Source organism: Aquimarina sp. 433 (assembly GCF_054054605.1).
Window position 1 is genome coordinate 1 of sequence record NZ_JBSWZK010000005.1, and the last position, 16,743, is coordinate 16,743.

The window sequence follows — 16,743 nt, forward strand, 5'->3', positions numbered from 1 at the left end:
AAATGATATAACAACAGGGAAACATTGTGACTTTTATGAATATGGATGCTTGAGCTCACGCTCAAGATTACTATTTTTTTTCATGCGAGGCAAGCCTCGGGGTATTAAACCCTCCCAGAATAAAATTAGCACTCTTTACTTATATGACGCAAAAACTTTAAAAATGTTACATATTTGTGATCACAAAAAAAGCACCCCTAATTGGGATGCTTCCTTTATATAACTAAATTTAATTCTATATCTTTTTATTGATTGATGATTAGTTTTTGTGTGGTTGATTCTCCGTCACTTTCTATTCTTATCAAATAGATACCTTGTGACATTGAGAAGTTTTTGGCAGAAATGGTATTAACTCCTGATTGTAATTCGATAACTGCTTGTCTACGACCCAAAATAGAGAATATAGTCGCTTTTGCATCTTTAACATAAGAATCTAGATGTATAGAGAAGTTATTCGTTGCAGGGTTTGGTGAAATGCGAACATCTGCAAAAATTCCTTCTGGTTCATCACCTAAGATTGCCTCTGTAGATGCTAATTCTGCAACTAAACTTTCTGCACTAGCCGATTGACCACAAGATCCTTCGTAAATCTTAACGTTGGAGAATACTGATGTGTTACCACTACCAGCATCATTATCGTTAATAAATACTAATCTATCCATTGTACCTGTATAGAAGTTTCCTACAGGTATCGTATATGTAGTTGTTCCTCCAGAATAGTTATCAAAGTTAGTCACTCCATAATTCTGAGTACCATGAACTTTAAAATATCGACTAGATGTTAATGCATTATCATCCTCGAATCCTATTCCATGAATTTCTCCCTGACTTGAACTGCTAAAATCAAATTCAATAACGGTGTTAGCAGTTACGGTATAATTCAATGCAATATATTTCCAAGTATTATTTTGCATGGATATTGATGCTCCTCCATTGGTAATTGAGTAATTTCCAGCTGCATCTTGATTTGAGAAACCTGTGATTGTAAAATCATTAAAGTCGATTGCATCACATGTTGGAGGCGGTGGAGTTGAACCATTTGTGATACTTAAATCATCAATAGTAATATCTCCTTGCCAGCTAGTTCCAGTAACTACATTTAATCGTAACTGTACACTAGAATTTCCTGCATAAGCAGAAAGATCAATACTAGCTTCATTCCAGTTAGATCCTTGTGAACCAGATCTACTGAATACACTAGTCCAGTTACCTGAATTATTTGTTCTTGCTTCTACATTTAATGATCCTACAGCATTACCAACCATATGATACTGAAAGCTTAGTGTTGGAGAAGAAACTCCGTTAAAATCTAAACAAGGAGAATTAAGAATTGCTTGTTTAGATGGATATCCTGTTCCATTTCCTGAAGCTTCTACATATATATATGAAGAACCGTCAACTGCTCCACTCGGTCCAGTTCCGTTAGAAGGTGTTCCTCCGGAGTTTACTGTCCAGTTAATATCATCACTTGAGGATTGTGACCACGCTCCTATCGATCCTTCAAAACTTTCTGAATATGGGAATGAAGAAATATCTCCTGTACAATCTTCATTTGGTGGTGGCGGAGGTGTTCCTAATCCCATAGCATCCCAAAAAGCAGGAATGGTTGCTCTTTCTCCAGAGTTAGAACCTCCAGAGCTTGTACAACCTCCATAGGCATGAACTCCAACTGCATTACCAGTCGCTTCATCTATGATTGGACTCCCAGAGTTACCTCCAGTAGTATCTGCTCTATATCGTACGAATGTATTAGTTACACTAGCTAATGGTCCTGAATGTGTTTGCTGTGTTTGGTTATCGATTCCTGTATCGGTACCAAATCCAGTAATTCTAATTGTGTTTCCAGGAGCATCCTGTACTACATTGAACGATTTTCCTTGTGCTTGTAAAGGTGTTAAACCAGTCTGAGAATTGGCACTTGCTTCAAAAACACCCCAGTCATTAGCTTGACTAGGACTATTGATATATGGAGAAACAAAATTACCTATTGGATATTGATCCTCAGGTCCAGGATGTACTATCGTTCTATCAGGATTAGATTTAGGTACATTAAATTCAATAATTTCAGATCTACTGGTTAAACAATGCCCAGCAGTTACAAATTTCCCATTGGTGATGATCCATCCAGTACAACCGATAGGTACAATTCTTCCAATCGCATCATCAGTAGAGTCGATACGATCATCTGCGGATCCACATTGAGATTTAACAGTCGGATCCAATTCCCCAACACTTAACTCATAAATGTTGATATTAGCTGTAGCATCATTAGGTGCAATTGTTAAAGTTACCGTTACTTCGTCACCATTAAAATATGCACTTGAATTTTTCCAATCCTTAATTGTTTGTGAGTTTAACACTTGAGTAGCGCCGTCTAATTTTGAGGTGATAGTTATGGTACTATTCTTACCAAGATTTACATCCTTAAAGAATAAACGAAGCCAAGTTGCTCCCTTTTCCGAAACATTTTCTGTTATTGTATTAGATCCACTTTTACCTGAAATGTCGTCTGATTTTAGAGTCAGATTATATGGTGTTTCATGTCTAGCTAAATTCTGCGTTTGTGCAAAATTGACAAAAGGAATTAGCATAATTACTGCGCATATGACAGTAGATAATTTGTGTTTGATTAGCAGTTTGCTTCTGCTAATTGAGTTTGTGCTGTGAAAATTCATAAAAATAAAAGTTTAGTATATAGAAATTAAATTTAGTTACTAAATCTCTCGCTTTCGGTTAGTTAGACCTTAAGCTGCATTCCATATTATTTCCTTTTATTTTTTACTGAAATTATAAAAATTTCAACCCCTAAGCCTTAAATGTAAGGAACTAAATCCTCTCTGCAAAAAAGTTTCAACTTAAAAATAGAATGCTACCGTGATAATATGTCTATTTTTGTATTTTGATTTTGAAATGTATGATTACACAAGATACTATTGTGGCATTAGCTACACCATCGGGAGCAGGTGCCATCTCTGTAATTAGAATCTCGGGAAAAGACGCCATAAAAATCTGTAACCCTTTATTTAAATCTATTAAAGGAAAAGATTTGGCTGCTCAAAAAACCCATACGATTCATTTAGGTCATATTGTAGACAATAATCGTGTTTTGGATGAAGTATTAGTATCACTATTTAAAGACACTAATTCATACACTGGAGAACCTACGGTAGAAATTTCATGTCATGGATCTACTTACATCCAACAAGAGATCATTCAGTTATTATTACGCAGTGGATGTAGAATGGCTGATGCTGGTGAGTTTACCTTACGAGCTTTTTTAAATGGAAAATTAGATCTTTCGCAAGCAGAAGCCGTGGCGGATCTTATCGCTTCTGATTCAGAAGCTTCGCACCAAATTGCCATGCAACAAATGCGAGGTGGATTTTCTAATGAAATTAAAAAACTTCGTGAAGAATTGATGAATTTTGCTTCTCTTATAGAGCTTGAGCTAGATTTTTCGGAAGAAGATGTAGAGTTTGCGGATCGCAGTCAGTTTAAGGATTTGATATCCAAAATTACCAATGTCCTAAAACGACTGATAGATTCATTTGCTGTCGGAAATGTGATCAAAAATGGAATCCCAACAGCAATTGTTGGAGAACCTAATGTAGGAAAGTCTACATTATTGAACGCATTGCTAAATGAAGAAAGAGCTATTGTATCCGATATTGCAGGTACTACAAGAGATACTATCGAAGATGAAATTAACATCGGAGGAGTTAGCTTTCGTTTTATCGATACAGCCGGAATTAGAGAAACAGAAGATGTTGTAGAAAGTATTGGTATCCAAAAAACCTTTGAAAAAATAGAACAAGCACAGGTAGTCATCTATTTACTAGAAGCGGATAAATTTCTGGTTTCGGGTAAAACTTTTATTGTTGAAATTGAAAAAATTAAGAATAAATACCCTCAAAAACCACTAATTATAGTTGCGAATAAAATTGATAAAGTTGATACCAAATCTCTTGAAGTATTAACCAATGAACTATCACAAGTAGAAGGTGTTACTTTACAATTATTATCTGCAAAATCTGGGACAGGAGTTGAAGAATTACAAAACCAATTATTAGATTTTGTAAATACAGGAGCTCTACGCAATAATGAAACAATAGTCACGAATACCCGACATTATGATGCTTTATTAAAAGCATTAGAGGAAATACAAAAAGTACAATATGGATTGGATACTGGACTTTCTGGAGATCTAATGGCTATCGACATTCGCCAGGCTTTATATCATTTTGGAGAAATTACTGGAGAAATCACCTCTGATGATTTGCTAGGAAACATTTTTGCTAATTTCTGTATTGGGAAGTAAAATAAGAACCTTTGAAGTTCATTTATCTAATTTACCTAAGAAGAACAACCTATTCTTAACAAAAAAAGTATCGGTAACCTGATTATCACCAATACTTTTCTCTGATACTTAAAAGGACAAAATTGTATACTTTATATCTTCTATTTAGTTTTACATTTAGTCCAATAATTCTAAATCAATAATAGTTCTAACCTCATATTCCTGTTCATCACCATCTTCATCTGTTTCTGTTTCCCATTCTGTCTTAAAAGTGATGTTAAACTTTTTTCCAATAAATTTCTCATCACTAAGATTGTATTTTTCCAATACTTCAGGTGCTACTTTAGGAAAAAGAACTATATCTTCATCACCATCTTCCGTAATATAATTAAATGTGAAATTTTCACCATCAAAACCATCAAAAACTCCTTCAATGGTTTCCTTTTCCTGATTTGTTTCTTGTGCCTTTACTGTAGTGACACCGAAAAATAATACTATTATAATGAATGTTGTATTTATTAAATTTTTCATCTGTTTTATTTTTTGTCAGAAATGAATCAAATAAAAATTTCCTGCTTGGATAACCGCTACAGTTTTTCCGTAAGAAAGTTTACTTACTAATAGATAAGCAAAAAATTAATTCTGTTTATACTCCATTTCATGATATGTAAGATTTAAGTTTTTTTATGATATAAAACCAGATTGTTATCACTTCAAGTCTGGTGCTTTTAGTAAATAATCTCTTAGATACTTACACGTGATGATTTTCTATACTTTTTTATCTACGATATTCTTTAAAGCTATATCGATTATACAATCTTTAGTTTTTTTTATGCAAGTTCTAATTTTTCGATTCTAAAGGACACAAAATCCTCATCATCATCCTCAACATACTCTGAGTATGTGATTTCAAAACTTTTGCCTTTAAAAGAATCTGATTTAAGATCAAATTTTCTAAGTGCAAGATTTGACACTTCTTCAAAAACAATGGTTTCACCATTTTCCATCTCAAATTGAAGGTACCCATCGTAGTATTTTTTAAACACTCCGTACTCTACATTTTGATTAATAAAAACACCGTTCATAGATATTGATTTTAATAATTAATCTTACAGGGTTTAAATAAAGATTTCACCATTTTTCGGTCCGACTTACCAAAATATTTTAATGTATCCTTCCAATATATCCATGTAATTTTTGCAAACTTATCGGGCTCACTAAGTGAAAAAGATTTATCTGCATTTTTACAAACAAAATAATGTTTAGAAAGCTTTTGATTCTCACCCCAATCCAACGTTAAAGAATCGTAATAGTCCATATCTTGTTCAGAAAGTTGTACACCTGTCTCTTCATACGTTTCTCGGATAAGACCTTTTTCTGGAGTTTCTCCTTTTTTTAAAAACCCTCCTATTAATCCATATTCTAATCGATTACTGATCTTTTGAAATACTAATAGTTCATCTCCTTGATAGACTATTAATCTTGATTTTTGTTTGTGTTTCTTAATTTTCATAAAGACTCATTGAAACTTATATAAACTATGCTAATTTTTGTACAAAAAGATCTACTACCTCAACCATAATCAGAATGATAATAATCCATTCGAGTGTACTACTCTGCCTATGGAACATAATATCCTTAAAGAGTTCCAAGTTTTCCTTAATAATTTCTATTTGATCATGAATACTTCGATAGCGGTCTTTTACATCAAAAACTCTTTTTAAATCCTGATCTAACTTATTTAAAGTTTCGTCTTCCCAAGAGACATCATGTGAATCAAAAATGTAAAGATTCTCAGAAATTTTGTTTTTAATATTCAACACACGTCCTATATACCTTTTCAATTTTTTGCCACTGATATCTAATCTCCCATTTTCTTCGAGATAGGAAGTATGTACTCTGGTGTCTTCTAATATTTTTTCAGAAATATTAGCATACTTATCCAAGGCAACAGATTGAGCAACATTAAGCATTATTAGTCGTATAGATTCTACATCAAACTGTTGTAATGACACATTTCCGAAAGACACCGTATTAACATTACTATCGACTATAATATCCATACTTTCTGAGATCTCTTCTGAAATGCTATTTTTACTATATTCTAAAATTTCTAAATAGTTCTTCTTTATATCTTCATCTGAAAGATTGTAAAAACAAATCACTCCATATTTGAAAACATATATGTATTGCATAGAATACAGTTCATAAAACAACTCATCGCTATCAGAGAATAACAGCTTTGCCTCAAAGTTTTTTTTACAATTTCTTATCGAAATTGCCTCAGCAATTTGAACGGCGTATGCCTTTGTTTTCATTTCATCAAACGGTGAAAATCTCACCAGAATTCTTAAAACTTTTAAACTCTACCATGTACCCATTAGGATCTTTGACAAAGAAGGAAAGATGCTCCCCTACTTTGTTTTCAAAAAAGGTTACTTCGGTGGTCACTTCCAGATCCATAGAGAACAAACGTGAATACAATTTCCCCCAAGTTTCGACATCAATTATTACTCCGAAGTGAAAAGACGGTAATATCTGATCTCCTAAGCGATAATTCTTAAAATCGAAATTAAAAGTACCAGCTTTGGTAAATGTAATTTGATTTCCGTACAAATTGATATCTACCCAGTTATCTGTATCTCTTCCTAGTTTTGCACCCAACTTATAGGTGTAAAAGTCTTTTGTTTTTTCCAGATCTTCGCAAGGAAGTGCCAGATGGAATTCAGCTTTTTTCATCTTATGACATTTTATTCTTCTTCCACATTAGAACCATCTGGTAAATCCTGATTTTTTTCACTAGAACTTTCATCAGTGTCATCAAAATCTTCCATAGCGGCCACTAAACGTTTACTTACTTTAACAAGATAAAGTGTATCTTCTGTTGTTACCTCTACGCATTCCACAATTTCATTTTGCGCATTTCTAAAAGTGATAACATCTCCATCACCATATCCATCCGGGTACTTATTGACTAATAGATCTAAAATCTGATTATTTAGTTTTTTATAATCTACAATAACTCGTTTTAAATGTGCGTTTCTTTGTCTTTTCATTTTTACATATCTAATAAGTAGCCAAATATTAATGGTGCTACGATGGTTGCATCACTCTCTATAACAAATTTTGGAGTATCAATATCTAGTTTACCCCATGTAATCTTTTCATTAGGTACCGCACCAGAATAAGAACCATAACTTGTGGTAGAATCACTTATCTGACAGAAATAATTCCAAAATGGAGTATCTGTTCTTTCTAAATCCTGATATAACATTGGTACTACACAAATAGGAAAATCACCTGCAATACCACCTCCTATTTGGAAAAACCCTATACCGTCTTTAGAGTTTTCTGTATACCAATCTGCCAAAAATGTCATATATTCTATTCCAGATTTCATGGTGCTTGCTTTCAACGCTCCCTTCATTACATAACTCGCAAAAATATTCCCCATAGTGCTATCTTCCCACCCAGGAACTACCATAGGTAGATTAGCTTTGGCAGCAGCGTACATCCAAGAGTCTTTGATGTCAATTTCATAATATTCTTCCAGTACTCCAGAGAGTAAAAGTTTATACATAAACTCATGCGGAAAATAACGCTCTCCTGCTTCTTCTGCATCTTTCCAAATTTTAAAAATATGCTCCTGCAGCCTTCTAAAAGCTTCCTCCTCTGGTATGCAAGTATCTGTAACACGATTGAGACCTTTTTCTAATAACTCCCATTCCTGTTGTGGAGTTAAATCTCTATAATTTGGTACCCGTTCATAATGGCTATGCGCCACTAGGTTCATAATATCTTCTTCAAGATTTGCTCCAGTACAAGAAACGATATGTACTTTATCTTCTCGAATCATTTCAGCAAATATTTTCCCTAATTCTGCAGTACTCATAGCTCCTGCAAGAGAAACAAGCATCTTTCCTCCTTTTTCTAATTGAGATTCATATCCTTTTGCTGCATCTACAACAGTCGCTGCATTAAAATGAAGAAAATATTTTTCTATAAATTTTGAAATTTCACCTTTACCTTTCATCGTATTCTTCGTAACTAGATTTAAATTTTCTTAATGCTTCATTTTCTGTAATCTCATCCTCTTCATCGATTGTATCTTCTGTGTCCTCAAACTTATAAGACAACATTTTATAGTATAATTTTGCAGCAGCAAAATCAGATGGTTTACTCGTTTCATTAGGACATAATTCCACGATATCAAATCCTACAACATTCTTTTCTGAAAAAACTTTTCTCAAGAATTCTAAGGTTTCGTACCAGAACAATCCTCCTGGTTCCGGTGTTCCGGTTGCTGGTAATATAGAAGGATCAAATGCATCTAAATCAAACGTGATATATACATTATCCGTCATAAGTTCGATTGCATTATCCATCCAATAATCGTCATTTGCCATTTCATGGGCAAAAAACACCTGATCATCATTCATTACCAAGTTTTCTGAAGCATCCATACTTCGTATCCCTACTTGAATCAAATTGGTTTTCTCATTGGCCTCATACATAGCGCAAGCATGATTATACTTAGAACCATTATATTCCTTTCTCAAATCCGCATGTGCATCAATCTGTAACACCGTAAGGTTATTAAAACACTCATCAAAAGCTCTGATAGCACCAATTGAGATAGAATGTTCTCCTCCAAATAGGGTTACAAACTTATTCCTCTTTATATTATTTTTGGTTGTATTATATACTGCCTCTACCATAGATTCTGGAGTATCATTCTCCGTAATTGGTTCTAATAAACATATCCCTTTTGTATATACTTCGCTGTCCGTTTCTATATCGTACAATTCCATATTTTCAGAAGCTTCTAGAAATGCTTCAGGGCCTTTGTCGGCTCCTTTACCCCAAGTGCTGGTTCCATCATACGGAACGGGTACTAATACTATTTGAGATTTTTCATAGCCCGCAAACTTTTCAGAAATGCCGGCATATGTGTTACTAGTTTTCATTGTATTAAATTATAAATGGTTTTTAAATTATAGTCTTTAAATGATGTTTGATACCTTTAACTGTAAAGGATCTTGTTGATATTCTTTCTGATAGCCAAGAATAGATAATAATTGTTCTGAAGTTTGTTGTTTTGTGAAGACAGAAGTCACTAAATTTCCATCCTGATCTCGATCAATAATAATATGTTTTGGCTGTGGAATCAAACAATGTTGTAATCCTCCGAATCCTCCAATGGTTTCCTGATATGCTCCTGTATTAAAGAAACCTATATACAGTGGTTTTTCTTTTTTATACTTAGGTAAATAAATCGCATTCATGTGCTGTTCAGAGTTGTAATAATCGTCGCTATCACAAGTTAGACCTCCTAATAACACACGTTCATATTCATCATTCCAACGATTAACAGCAAGCATTACAAAACGTTTATTAATAGCCCAAGTATCTGGTAAAGTAGTAATGAATGAAGAATTAATCATATTCCACTTTTCGCGATCATTTTGCTGTTTTTGATATAATACTTCATAAATAGCTCCTCCACTTTCTCCTACTGTGAAGCTTCCAAACTCTGTAAAAATATTTGGTACATCTACGCGAGCTTCTTCACAAGCTATTTGAATTTGATTTACAATCTCATTCACCATATACTCATAATCGTAATCAAATCCTAAGGAGTTTTTGATCGGGAAACCACCTCCAATATTTAGGCTATCTAAGGATGGACATATTTTTTTGAGGCTTATATATACTTTTAGACATTTTAATAATTCATTCCAGTAATAAGCAGTATCACGAATTCCTGTATTTATAAAGAAATGTAACATCTTTAGTTCTACTTGAGGGTTCGCTTTAATCTGGTTATTGTAAAAAGGAACAATATTACGATAGCCTATTCCTAAACGAGAAGTATAAAACTCAAATTTTGGTTCTTCTTCTGAAGCAATACGAATACCAACTTGAAACTTATCATTAATACTTTCGCTTAGTAAAGATAATTCTTCATAATTATCAATAATAGGAATACAGTTTTGATGACCATTATTTATAAGTCTTGCTATATTTTGGATGTATTGATCTCTTTTAAAACCATTACAAATGACATAAGTATGGTCATTAATTTTACCTTGAGCTTTTAGATTTTCAACAATGTCAATATCAAAAGCAGAAGAAGTTTCGATATGAATATCATTTTTTAATGCCTCATTCAACACATGTTGAAAATGAGAGCTTTTGGTACAGTAACAATAGTTATAAGTACCTGCGTAATTATTCGCTTTAATCGCGTTATCAAACCATTTTTTGGCTCTGTTAATATTTTCAGATATTTTGGGTAAGTATGTAAATTTTAAAGGCGCTCCATATTGAGCAATCAATTCCATTAAATCTATTTCATGGAACTGCAGCTGATCATTCTTCAGGTTAAATTCTTGCTGAGGGAAATCAAAAGTTTGATCGATAAGATCAATATATTTAGTCTTCATTTATTCGGTTTTGTTTTGCATATAAAAGAAATCAATAGATATAAAGATTAACATCGTTAAACTATATCTAATCGAGATTCTATGATGTCATATTTGAAAAATTACAAATTGTAGATAAAATGATAAAAGCATCTTATCAATTTATACTCATATCCGAATAATTGAAATCGTATGGGGAACGAATTTTATCCGTTCTAAAAACTGAAGTGCAATTGTATATTTTTTAGAAGTCAGCCTGAGAATTCGGTTCCCTATCCCTAAGGCAGCTTTTGGAGTAGACTTCTTTATTCTCCTAAGCCCGAATCTGAAAAAAGATTCCATTTTATTTAGGCAATGCGTCTGATTGTACAGACTCATTTGTTAACAGTTAATCAAACATAGTAAAAAAACAAATATCAAAAACTTTTTTACATATTTTTTTAAAATTTATTTCGCTTTGCAAATTTCAGTCAAAAACAATACCTAACACTATAAATACCAACACCTTAACAAACAATAACTTCAAGATTTATAATTTAAAACTGCGAATTATTTTCACTCCTCTACGAATTCTACTTTTATGAAGTCGAAAAATCATTTAACTCTCTTCTCCACAGATAATAAACATACTTTAGACAATTATAAATTGGTCAACCAATTTTATAATAATGATAAACTCCATAAAAAAATTAAAACTACACTATCAATCTAACAACAATGAAAAAAATACTATTACTCTTATTAACCTTTACCACCTGGAATTCCTTTTCTCAAATTACAGTCAATTCTTTACAACAATTATTACCTTATTTAAACGACAATAATGTACAAGTAAAATTAGCACCTGGCATCTATAATATTTCAGCTACTGATGTTGCTGCAGGAAAATTTAGCAACCCACTTTTTCTTTTCGAAGGTAATAACAGTACTTATGATTTCACAGGTGTTACTATCAATTTTGATACAGATATTTTTACAGCATTTGGAAACATCGGTGTTGAAGAACTCAAAGTAATTGGTAATAACAATGTGCTTAAAAATTTAAAGATGGTAGATGTAGGTAGTGTATATGATAGACCTACAAGAACAGCACTTGGTATAAGTTTACAAGGCCAAGATAATTTGATCGAAGGTTTCGACATGACCATTGTAGGATCTCAACCATATGGATACGGTGATGCTTTTGGTAAAGGATCTGGATATGTTATCAAGCATTTCAAACATTCAGCAATATTAGTTGGAGGAAATAGAAATCATGTAAAAGACTGTAACATAAAGCATAGAGCCTATGGGCATGGAGTCTTTATGCAAGGAGCAGTTGATGCCTTGATTGAAGGTGTTTATCTAGAAGGAGAAGTGAGATCTACTGATGATATGTTGGCCGGAGCTTATGAAGGAGATGGAGTCACCGGTGAAGATGTGGATTGGATGACTGTTTGGGGGTTTCCGCTTCCCGCTGGTCATACAATGAGTCTACAGGAAGATGGAATTAGAACGTACACCAGAGGGACTACTATAATTAATGGAGAAACAATATCTGATAGAAGAACAACAAATATTACCATTAAAGATTGTATTATAAAAAAGATGCGCTCTGGATGTTCAATAACGTTAACAGCTGGAACAAAATATATTGAAAACACCACTGCTATTAGTTGCGAAACTGGTTTTGGAGCAGGTAATGGTGGTCAAGTAGTAAATTGCTTTGCAGATGCCGCAATAGGACCTGTTTACAGAAATGCTTACAATACTACTAATAATTTTGAAGGTGAGATCACTGTTATTCCACCAGAAAATGGATACTACAATGGAGCTTATTGCTTGGCTTATTTAGGTGGAAATAATCATGAGGTAATTCTTAGAAATGCTGAGCCAAATTTACCCTCTGATTTAGCGATCATGTTTGGAGGAGATTTTTTAGCACATCGTTTTTTAAGTGATGATACCAATGTAGATCACCCTTCAAAAGATGTTTCTCTTATTAATTATACAACTGCACCAGTTTTAATATCATCCGAAAGTTCAGGAAATCAAATTGAAACCTGTTCTACTGTGACTAATAATGGTTCCAATAATACTATCTCACAACTAAATGATTGTAATACTGTTCCACCGCCAAGTTCAAGCTTTACTCCAGATCCTAATAAAACTTATTATATAGACAACCCATATCACAACCTTCGATTAGCTTCTAACGGATCTAGCGAAGATGCATATACTACATCTACTCAGACTACAGGAGATGATGTAGCCTGGAAATTTGTAGATAAAGGTAATGGATACTGGCATATACAAAGAGCAGCCGGAGGTCCTAAACCACGCTTACGGACAGATAATTCAGAACTGGCAGATATGCAAGTAATCACTAATTCAGGTACATATACCTATTATAATTTTACTCAAGGGGCTAGTGCTAACACACATTTTATAACACTTCCTGATGGTCCTTCAGGGCGTCAACGCTTACAAATCAACAATTCAGGTTTAGTTCGTTTTATGAGTTCTAGTTTAAATGGTACTTGGGAATCATTTACAATTACCGAGATAAACAGTACTAATATAGTTCATATTACCAAACGTAATGCTCCGAACTTTGCTATCGATGGAAATAATGGAGGAGAAAATGGGCAGAGCATTTATTTATGGACTGAAAATGAGAATAATGTAAATCAACAATGGATAGAAATTGATAGAGGAAACGGCTACTATTCGTATCAAAAAATGAATACTAATTATTGTATTGATGGAGGGATTTCTGGCGCTAACAGACAGGACGTATATCTGTGGACATGTAATGAAAACAACCGAAATCAACAATGGCAAAAGGTAGCTACAACCGGTGGAGCTTTTAAATTGATTAAACGTAATGCGCCATTTGCTATTAATGGAGGTAACAATGGAGCTAATGCTCAAAATGTAAATCTTTATGATGCCACAAATGGCTCGTATAATTTACAATGGTTTATTACACCAATTAGTGATACTAAATCCCCTGAGATTTCTAACGAAAGTAGTACAGTATTATATCCAAATCCCGTAGTAAGTACTGTAACTATAGTAGGGGCTGATAATTCAATTATCAGAGTGTATGATATGAATGGAAAAGAGGTATGGTCAAAATATGTTTCTAGTAATAACGAAACTATAGATTTAAGTTTTCTTCCTTCTGGCATTTATTATGCTAAGGTAAATGGCTCACAAAGCATTTCTACAATTAAAATAGCAAAACAATAATCCCATAATTAAGAATATAATTTAATATCAATATAAAATAACAATGAAAAAAATAGTATCAATTTCTTTGCTTTTAGTAGGTCTATTTGCTTCACAACTAAGTTTTGCTCAAAGAACAATTTCTAGTCTTCAAGAATTTATAGAACTTCAAGATGCAAGTAATCAGAATATCAAAATGACACCAGGTACTTATCATATCTCATTGTCAACAAAAACTTTATTTGATGGTGATGATTGGATTGTGCGTACAACAGGTTCGTGGCCGGGGCTTTTTAACTTTACAGGTAGTAATAATATCTTCGATTTAACTGGGGTAACCTTCACTTTTGATTCTACTATAATCAATGACATGCCTAATTTAGCGCATGGAAGCTTGGTAAGATTGGGAGGAACTGGTAATACCTGGATAGGATTTAATTTGCAAGAATTGCCTAATAGCAATGGAAACTATGGATACTACATTCATGTTTCGGGTGGTGTGGTTGTTGAAATAACTGGAAGTGGACATCGTTTTGAAGACTTTACCCTAAAAGCACGTTATTCTCATCCATATGGTTTTGGATCGCTCTACGGAAAAACAGGTAGTAGTAGTGGCATGCTACCTGGATCTCGTTTGGGAAAAAAGAGTGGTGTTATCCTTTCAGATTTAACCAATAGTACTTTTACAAATGTTTTAGTAGACCATAGTGCTTTTGGCCATACTTTATTTTTTAATGGACCTATTAATAATGTTGTTGTAGAAAATGTAACCATTATAGGTGAGTCCAGATCCACAAATGATCTTCGTCAAAATGGTATAGGTGGTATAGATCGTAATGGAGTACCCTTTGGAGTTAATTATCAAGGAAATGTTTTGTTTGGGGCTTCAGATAATGATACTTTTTTTGATCTTTTTGATGCAAATAATTTAGATCAGTGTCAAAATTTAGATGGCGGTTCTCAAAGATCTCCAATCCGTAATAATTATCAATTTAGTTTGGTCGAAGGTGCATTTAGGGGTTATACCCAAGGTGAAATAGAAAACCTTACCATTCGTAATGCTTATGTTGAAGGAGCACGAAGTGGTATCGCAATGGATATTGCCAATCGAGGTTTTGTAGTTGAAGGCATGACAGTAAAAGGAGTTGCTGGTCATGGAGTTCCTGCATGTAACGGTGCCTGGAATAGTGCCAATGGAGGTGAAGGCGATGCTACCGCTTTTGGTGTTCCCTCTTATGCGGTTATTAAAAATGCACAAGCTGATGCTGCATATGCCACAGTTTTAGAACTTGCTGGAGCACGACAAGAAGTTACAGCTGATATTGAAGTATTAGATCCGGATAATGGCTATTTACGCCCGTCTGGCTCTACAGCATTAGCACTAATAAGTGGTAGTGATCATAAACTCCGATTATGGAAACGTGATGGACAAGCCCTGGATAAAGACCTAGTCATAAAAGTAGGTAATCAAGCTACCTCAGGTATTTTGCTCTGCAATATGACTAAACAATCTGTAACATTATCCAATAATGTAACCAACTCCACAATTTATTCTATTGGAAACGTAGTAGATTCTAGTAATGGTAGCAATACCATCATAAATGTATCTAGCATAAACCAAGAACCTTGTGAATGTAGCTCTATTGCCAATGATAGTTGTGTGGATAATTCATTCACTCCCGATCCCAATAAAACGTATTATATTGATGCACCGCATCATAATCTTCGGTTAGCAGCAAATGGCAGCAGTGAAGATCCTTATGCTACCTCTATCAATACTACAGGAGCAGATGTAGAATGGAAATTTGTAGACAAAGGAAATGGATACTGGCATATACAAAGAGCAGCTGGAGGGAGTGTTCCGAGACTTAGAACAGATAATAGTTTATATGCAGATATGCAGGCAACTGCTAATTCAGGAACCTATACTTATTATGAATTTACAGAAGGGGCAATAAATAACACCCACTTTATTACACTTCCTGATGGTCCAACTAATTTTAAACGATTACAGATGACTCCTAATGGCGAGGTTCGATTTTTCCCTACTACCTCCAATGGTACTTGGGAATCCTTTAGGTTTACAGAAGTAGTCCCTGGTGAACAAATCGTACATATTACCAAAAGAAATGCTCCAGGATTTGCTATTGATGCTCCGGGATCTACTCCGTCCAATGGAGATCAAGTGTATTTATGGTCATCCAATCAAAACAATGCAAACCAACAATGGGTTGAGATCGATCGGGGTAATGGATATTACTCCTATAGAAAAAAAGATACAAATTACTGTATAGATGGTAATAACGGAGGAGCGGATCGACAGAATGTCCATTTATGGACCTGTGATCTAAACAACCAAAACCAACTGTGGCAAAAAGTAGCTGTTGGTGGAGGCGCCTATAAATTGATAAAACGCAATGCTTCAGGATATGCAATAGATGGAGGTTCCAACGGGGCAAATGGACAAAACGTGCAGCTTTATAATTCAGCTAACACGAGCCAAAACTTGCAATGGATTATCACACCAATTAATGACATCAAAGCTCCAGAACCTTCCGAAGATAAAACTATCGTCGTATACCCTAACCCTTTGGTAAATAAGTTTAACATAGAAGGAGCTGAAAATTCCATAATTCGAATATATGATATAAATGGAAAAAAGGTTTTTACCAAACATATTTCCCAGGATTCAGAAACCATTGATATAAGCTCATTTGCTCAAGGGCTGTATTACCTAAAGGTGAATACATCCAAAAGCATCCGTACAATTAAAATTAGTAAACAATAAAACTCTTTAAACTTAAAACC

Annotated in this window: 13 protein-coding genes; 3 read left to right on the forward strand and 10 right to left on the reverse strand. The window is 33.9% G+C overall.

Annotated features, from left to right (window positions below; translation table 11 throughout):
• Positions 1–245: 245 nt before the first annotated feature.
• A complete protein-coding gene (locus ACWNT5_RS11555; protein WP_456517402.1) occupies positions 246–2,675 on the reverse strand; it encodes a trypsin-like peptidase domain-containing protein in 2,430 nt (809 codons plus the stop codon).
• A gap of 239 nt (positions 2,676–2,914) precedes the next feature.
• On the opposite strand from ACWNT5_RS11555, the gene mnmE reads away from it, so the two are divergent.
• A complete protein-coding gene (mnmE, locus tag ACWNT5_RS11560) occupies positions 2,915–4,318 on the forward strand; it encodes a tRNA uridine-5-carboxymethylaminomethyl(34) synthesis GTPase MnmE (protein ID WP_456517403.1) in 1,404 nt (467 codons plus the stop codon).
• 156 nt (positions 4,319–4,474) lie between these two features.
• On the opposite strand, the gene ACWNT5_RS11565 is transcribed toward mnmE, so the two are convergent.
• The 9 genes from ACWNT5_RS11565 to ACWNT5_RS11605 form a co-directional block, all read right to left on the reverse strand.
• The gene (locus ACWNT5_RS11565; protein WP_456517404.1) at positions 4,475–4,828 is read right to left on the reverse strand and encodes a hypothetical protein; all 354 of its coding nucleotides are present in this window, start codon (positions 4,826–4,828) and stop codon (positions 4,475–4,477) included.
• Between the two features lie 299 nt (positions 4,829–5,127).
• The gene (locus ACWNT5_RS11570; protein WP_456517405.1) at positions 5,128–5,382 is read right to left on the reverse strand and encodes a hypothetical protein; all 255 of its coding nucleotides are present in this window, start codon (positions 5,380–5,382) and stop codon (positions 5,128–5,130) included.
• Positions 5,383–5,393: 11 nt separating this feature from the next.
• Entirely contained in the window at positions 5,394–5,810 is a 417-nt protein-coding gene (locus ACWNT5_RS11575) for an NUDIX hydrolase (RefSeq protein ID WP_456517406.1), read from the reverse strand.
• Between the two features lie 25 nt (positions 5,811–5,835).
• Positions 5,836–6,615: an RMD1 family protein gene (locus tag ACWNT5_RS11580; RefSeq protein ID WP_456517407.1), complete on the reverse strand. Its 780-nt coding sequence runs from the start codon at positions 6,613–6,615 to the stop codon at positions 5,836–5,838.
• A 4-nt stretch (positions 6,616–6,619) separates the two neighbouring features.
• Positions 6,620–7,036: a VOC family protein gene (locus tag ACWNT5_RS11585; protein WP_343914144.1), complete on the reverse strand. Its 417-nt coding sequence runs from the start codon at positions 7,034–7,036 to the stop codon at positions 6,620–6,622.
• 11 nt (positions 7,037–7,047) lie between these two features.
• Positions 7,048–7,353: a hypothetical protein gene (locus tag ACWNT5_RS11590; protein WP_456517408.1), complete on the reverse strand. Its 306-nt coding sequence runs from the start codon at positions 7,351–7,353 to the stop codon at positions 7,048–7,050.
• A gap of 2 nt (positions 7,354–7,355) precedes the next feature.
• Positions 7,356–8,330, reverse strand: coding sequence for a deoxyhypusine synthase family protein (locus tag ACWNT5_RS11595; protein ID WP_456517409.1), 975 nt, complete (start codon positions 8,328–8,330; stop codon positions 7,356–7,358).
• Positions 8,320–9,264, reverse strand: a complete 945-nt coding sequence (speB, locus tag ACWNT5_RS11600) for an agmatinase (RefSeq protein WP_456517410.1) — start codon at positions 9,262–9,264, stop codon at positions 8,320–8,322. The genes ACWNT5_RS11595 and speB overlap by 11 nt, the downstream gene beginning before the upstream one ends.
• A 36-nt stretch (positions 9,265–9,300) precedes the next feature.
• Entirely contained in the window at positions 9,301–10,743 is a 1,443-nt protein-coding gene (locus ACWNT5_RS11605; RefSeq protein WP_456517411.1) for an arginine decarboxylase, read from the reverse strand.
• 696 nt (positions 10,744–11,439) lie between these two features.
• On the opposite strand from ACWNT5_RS11605, the gene ACWNT5_RS11610 reads away from it, so the two are divergent.
• Positions 11,440–13,956: a T9SS type A sorting domain-containing protein gene (locus tag ACWNT5_RS11610; RefSeq protein ID WP_456517412.1), complete on the forward strand. Its 2,517-nt coding sequence runs from the start codon at positions 11,440–11,442 to the stop codon at positions 13,954–13,956.
• A gap of 43 nt (positions 13,957–13,999) precedes the next feature.
• Positions 14,000–16,723, forward strand: a complete 2,724-nt coding sequence (locus tag ACWNT5_RS11615) for an RICIN domain-containing protein (RefSeq protein ID WP_456517413.1) — start codon at positions 14,000–14,002, stop codon at positions 16,721–16,723.
• The last annotated feature ends 20 nt before the right edge of the window (positions 16,724–16,743 follow it).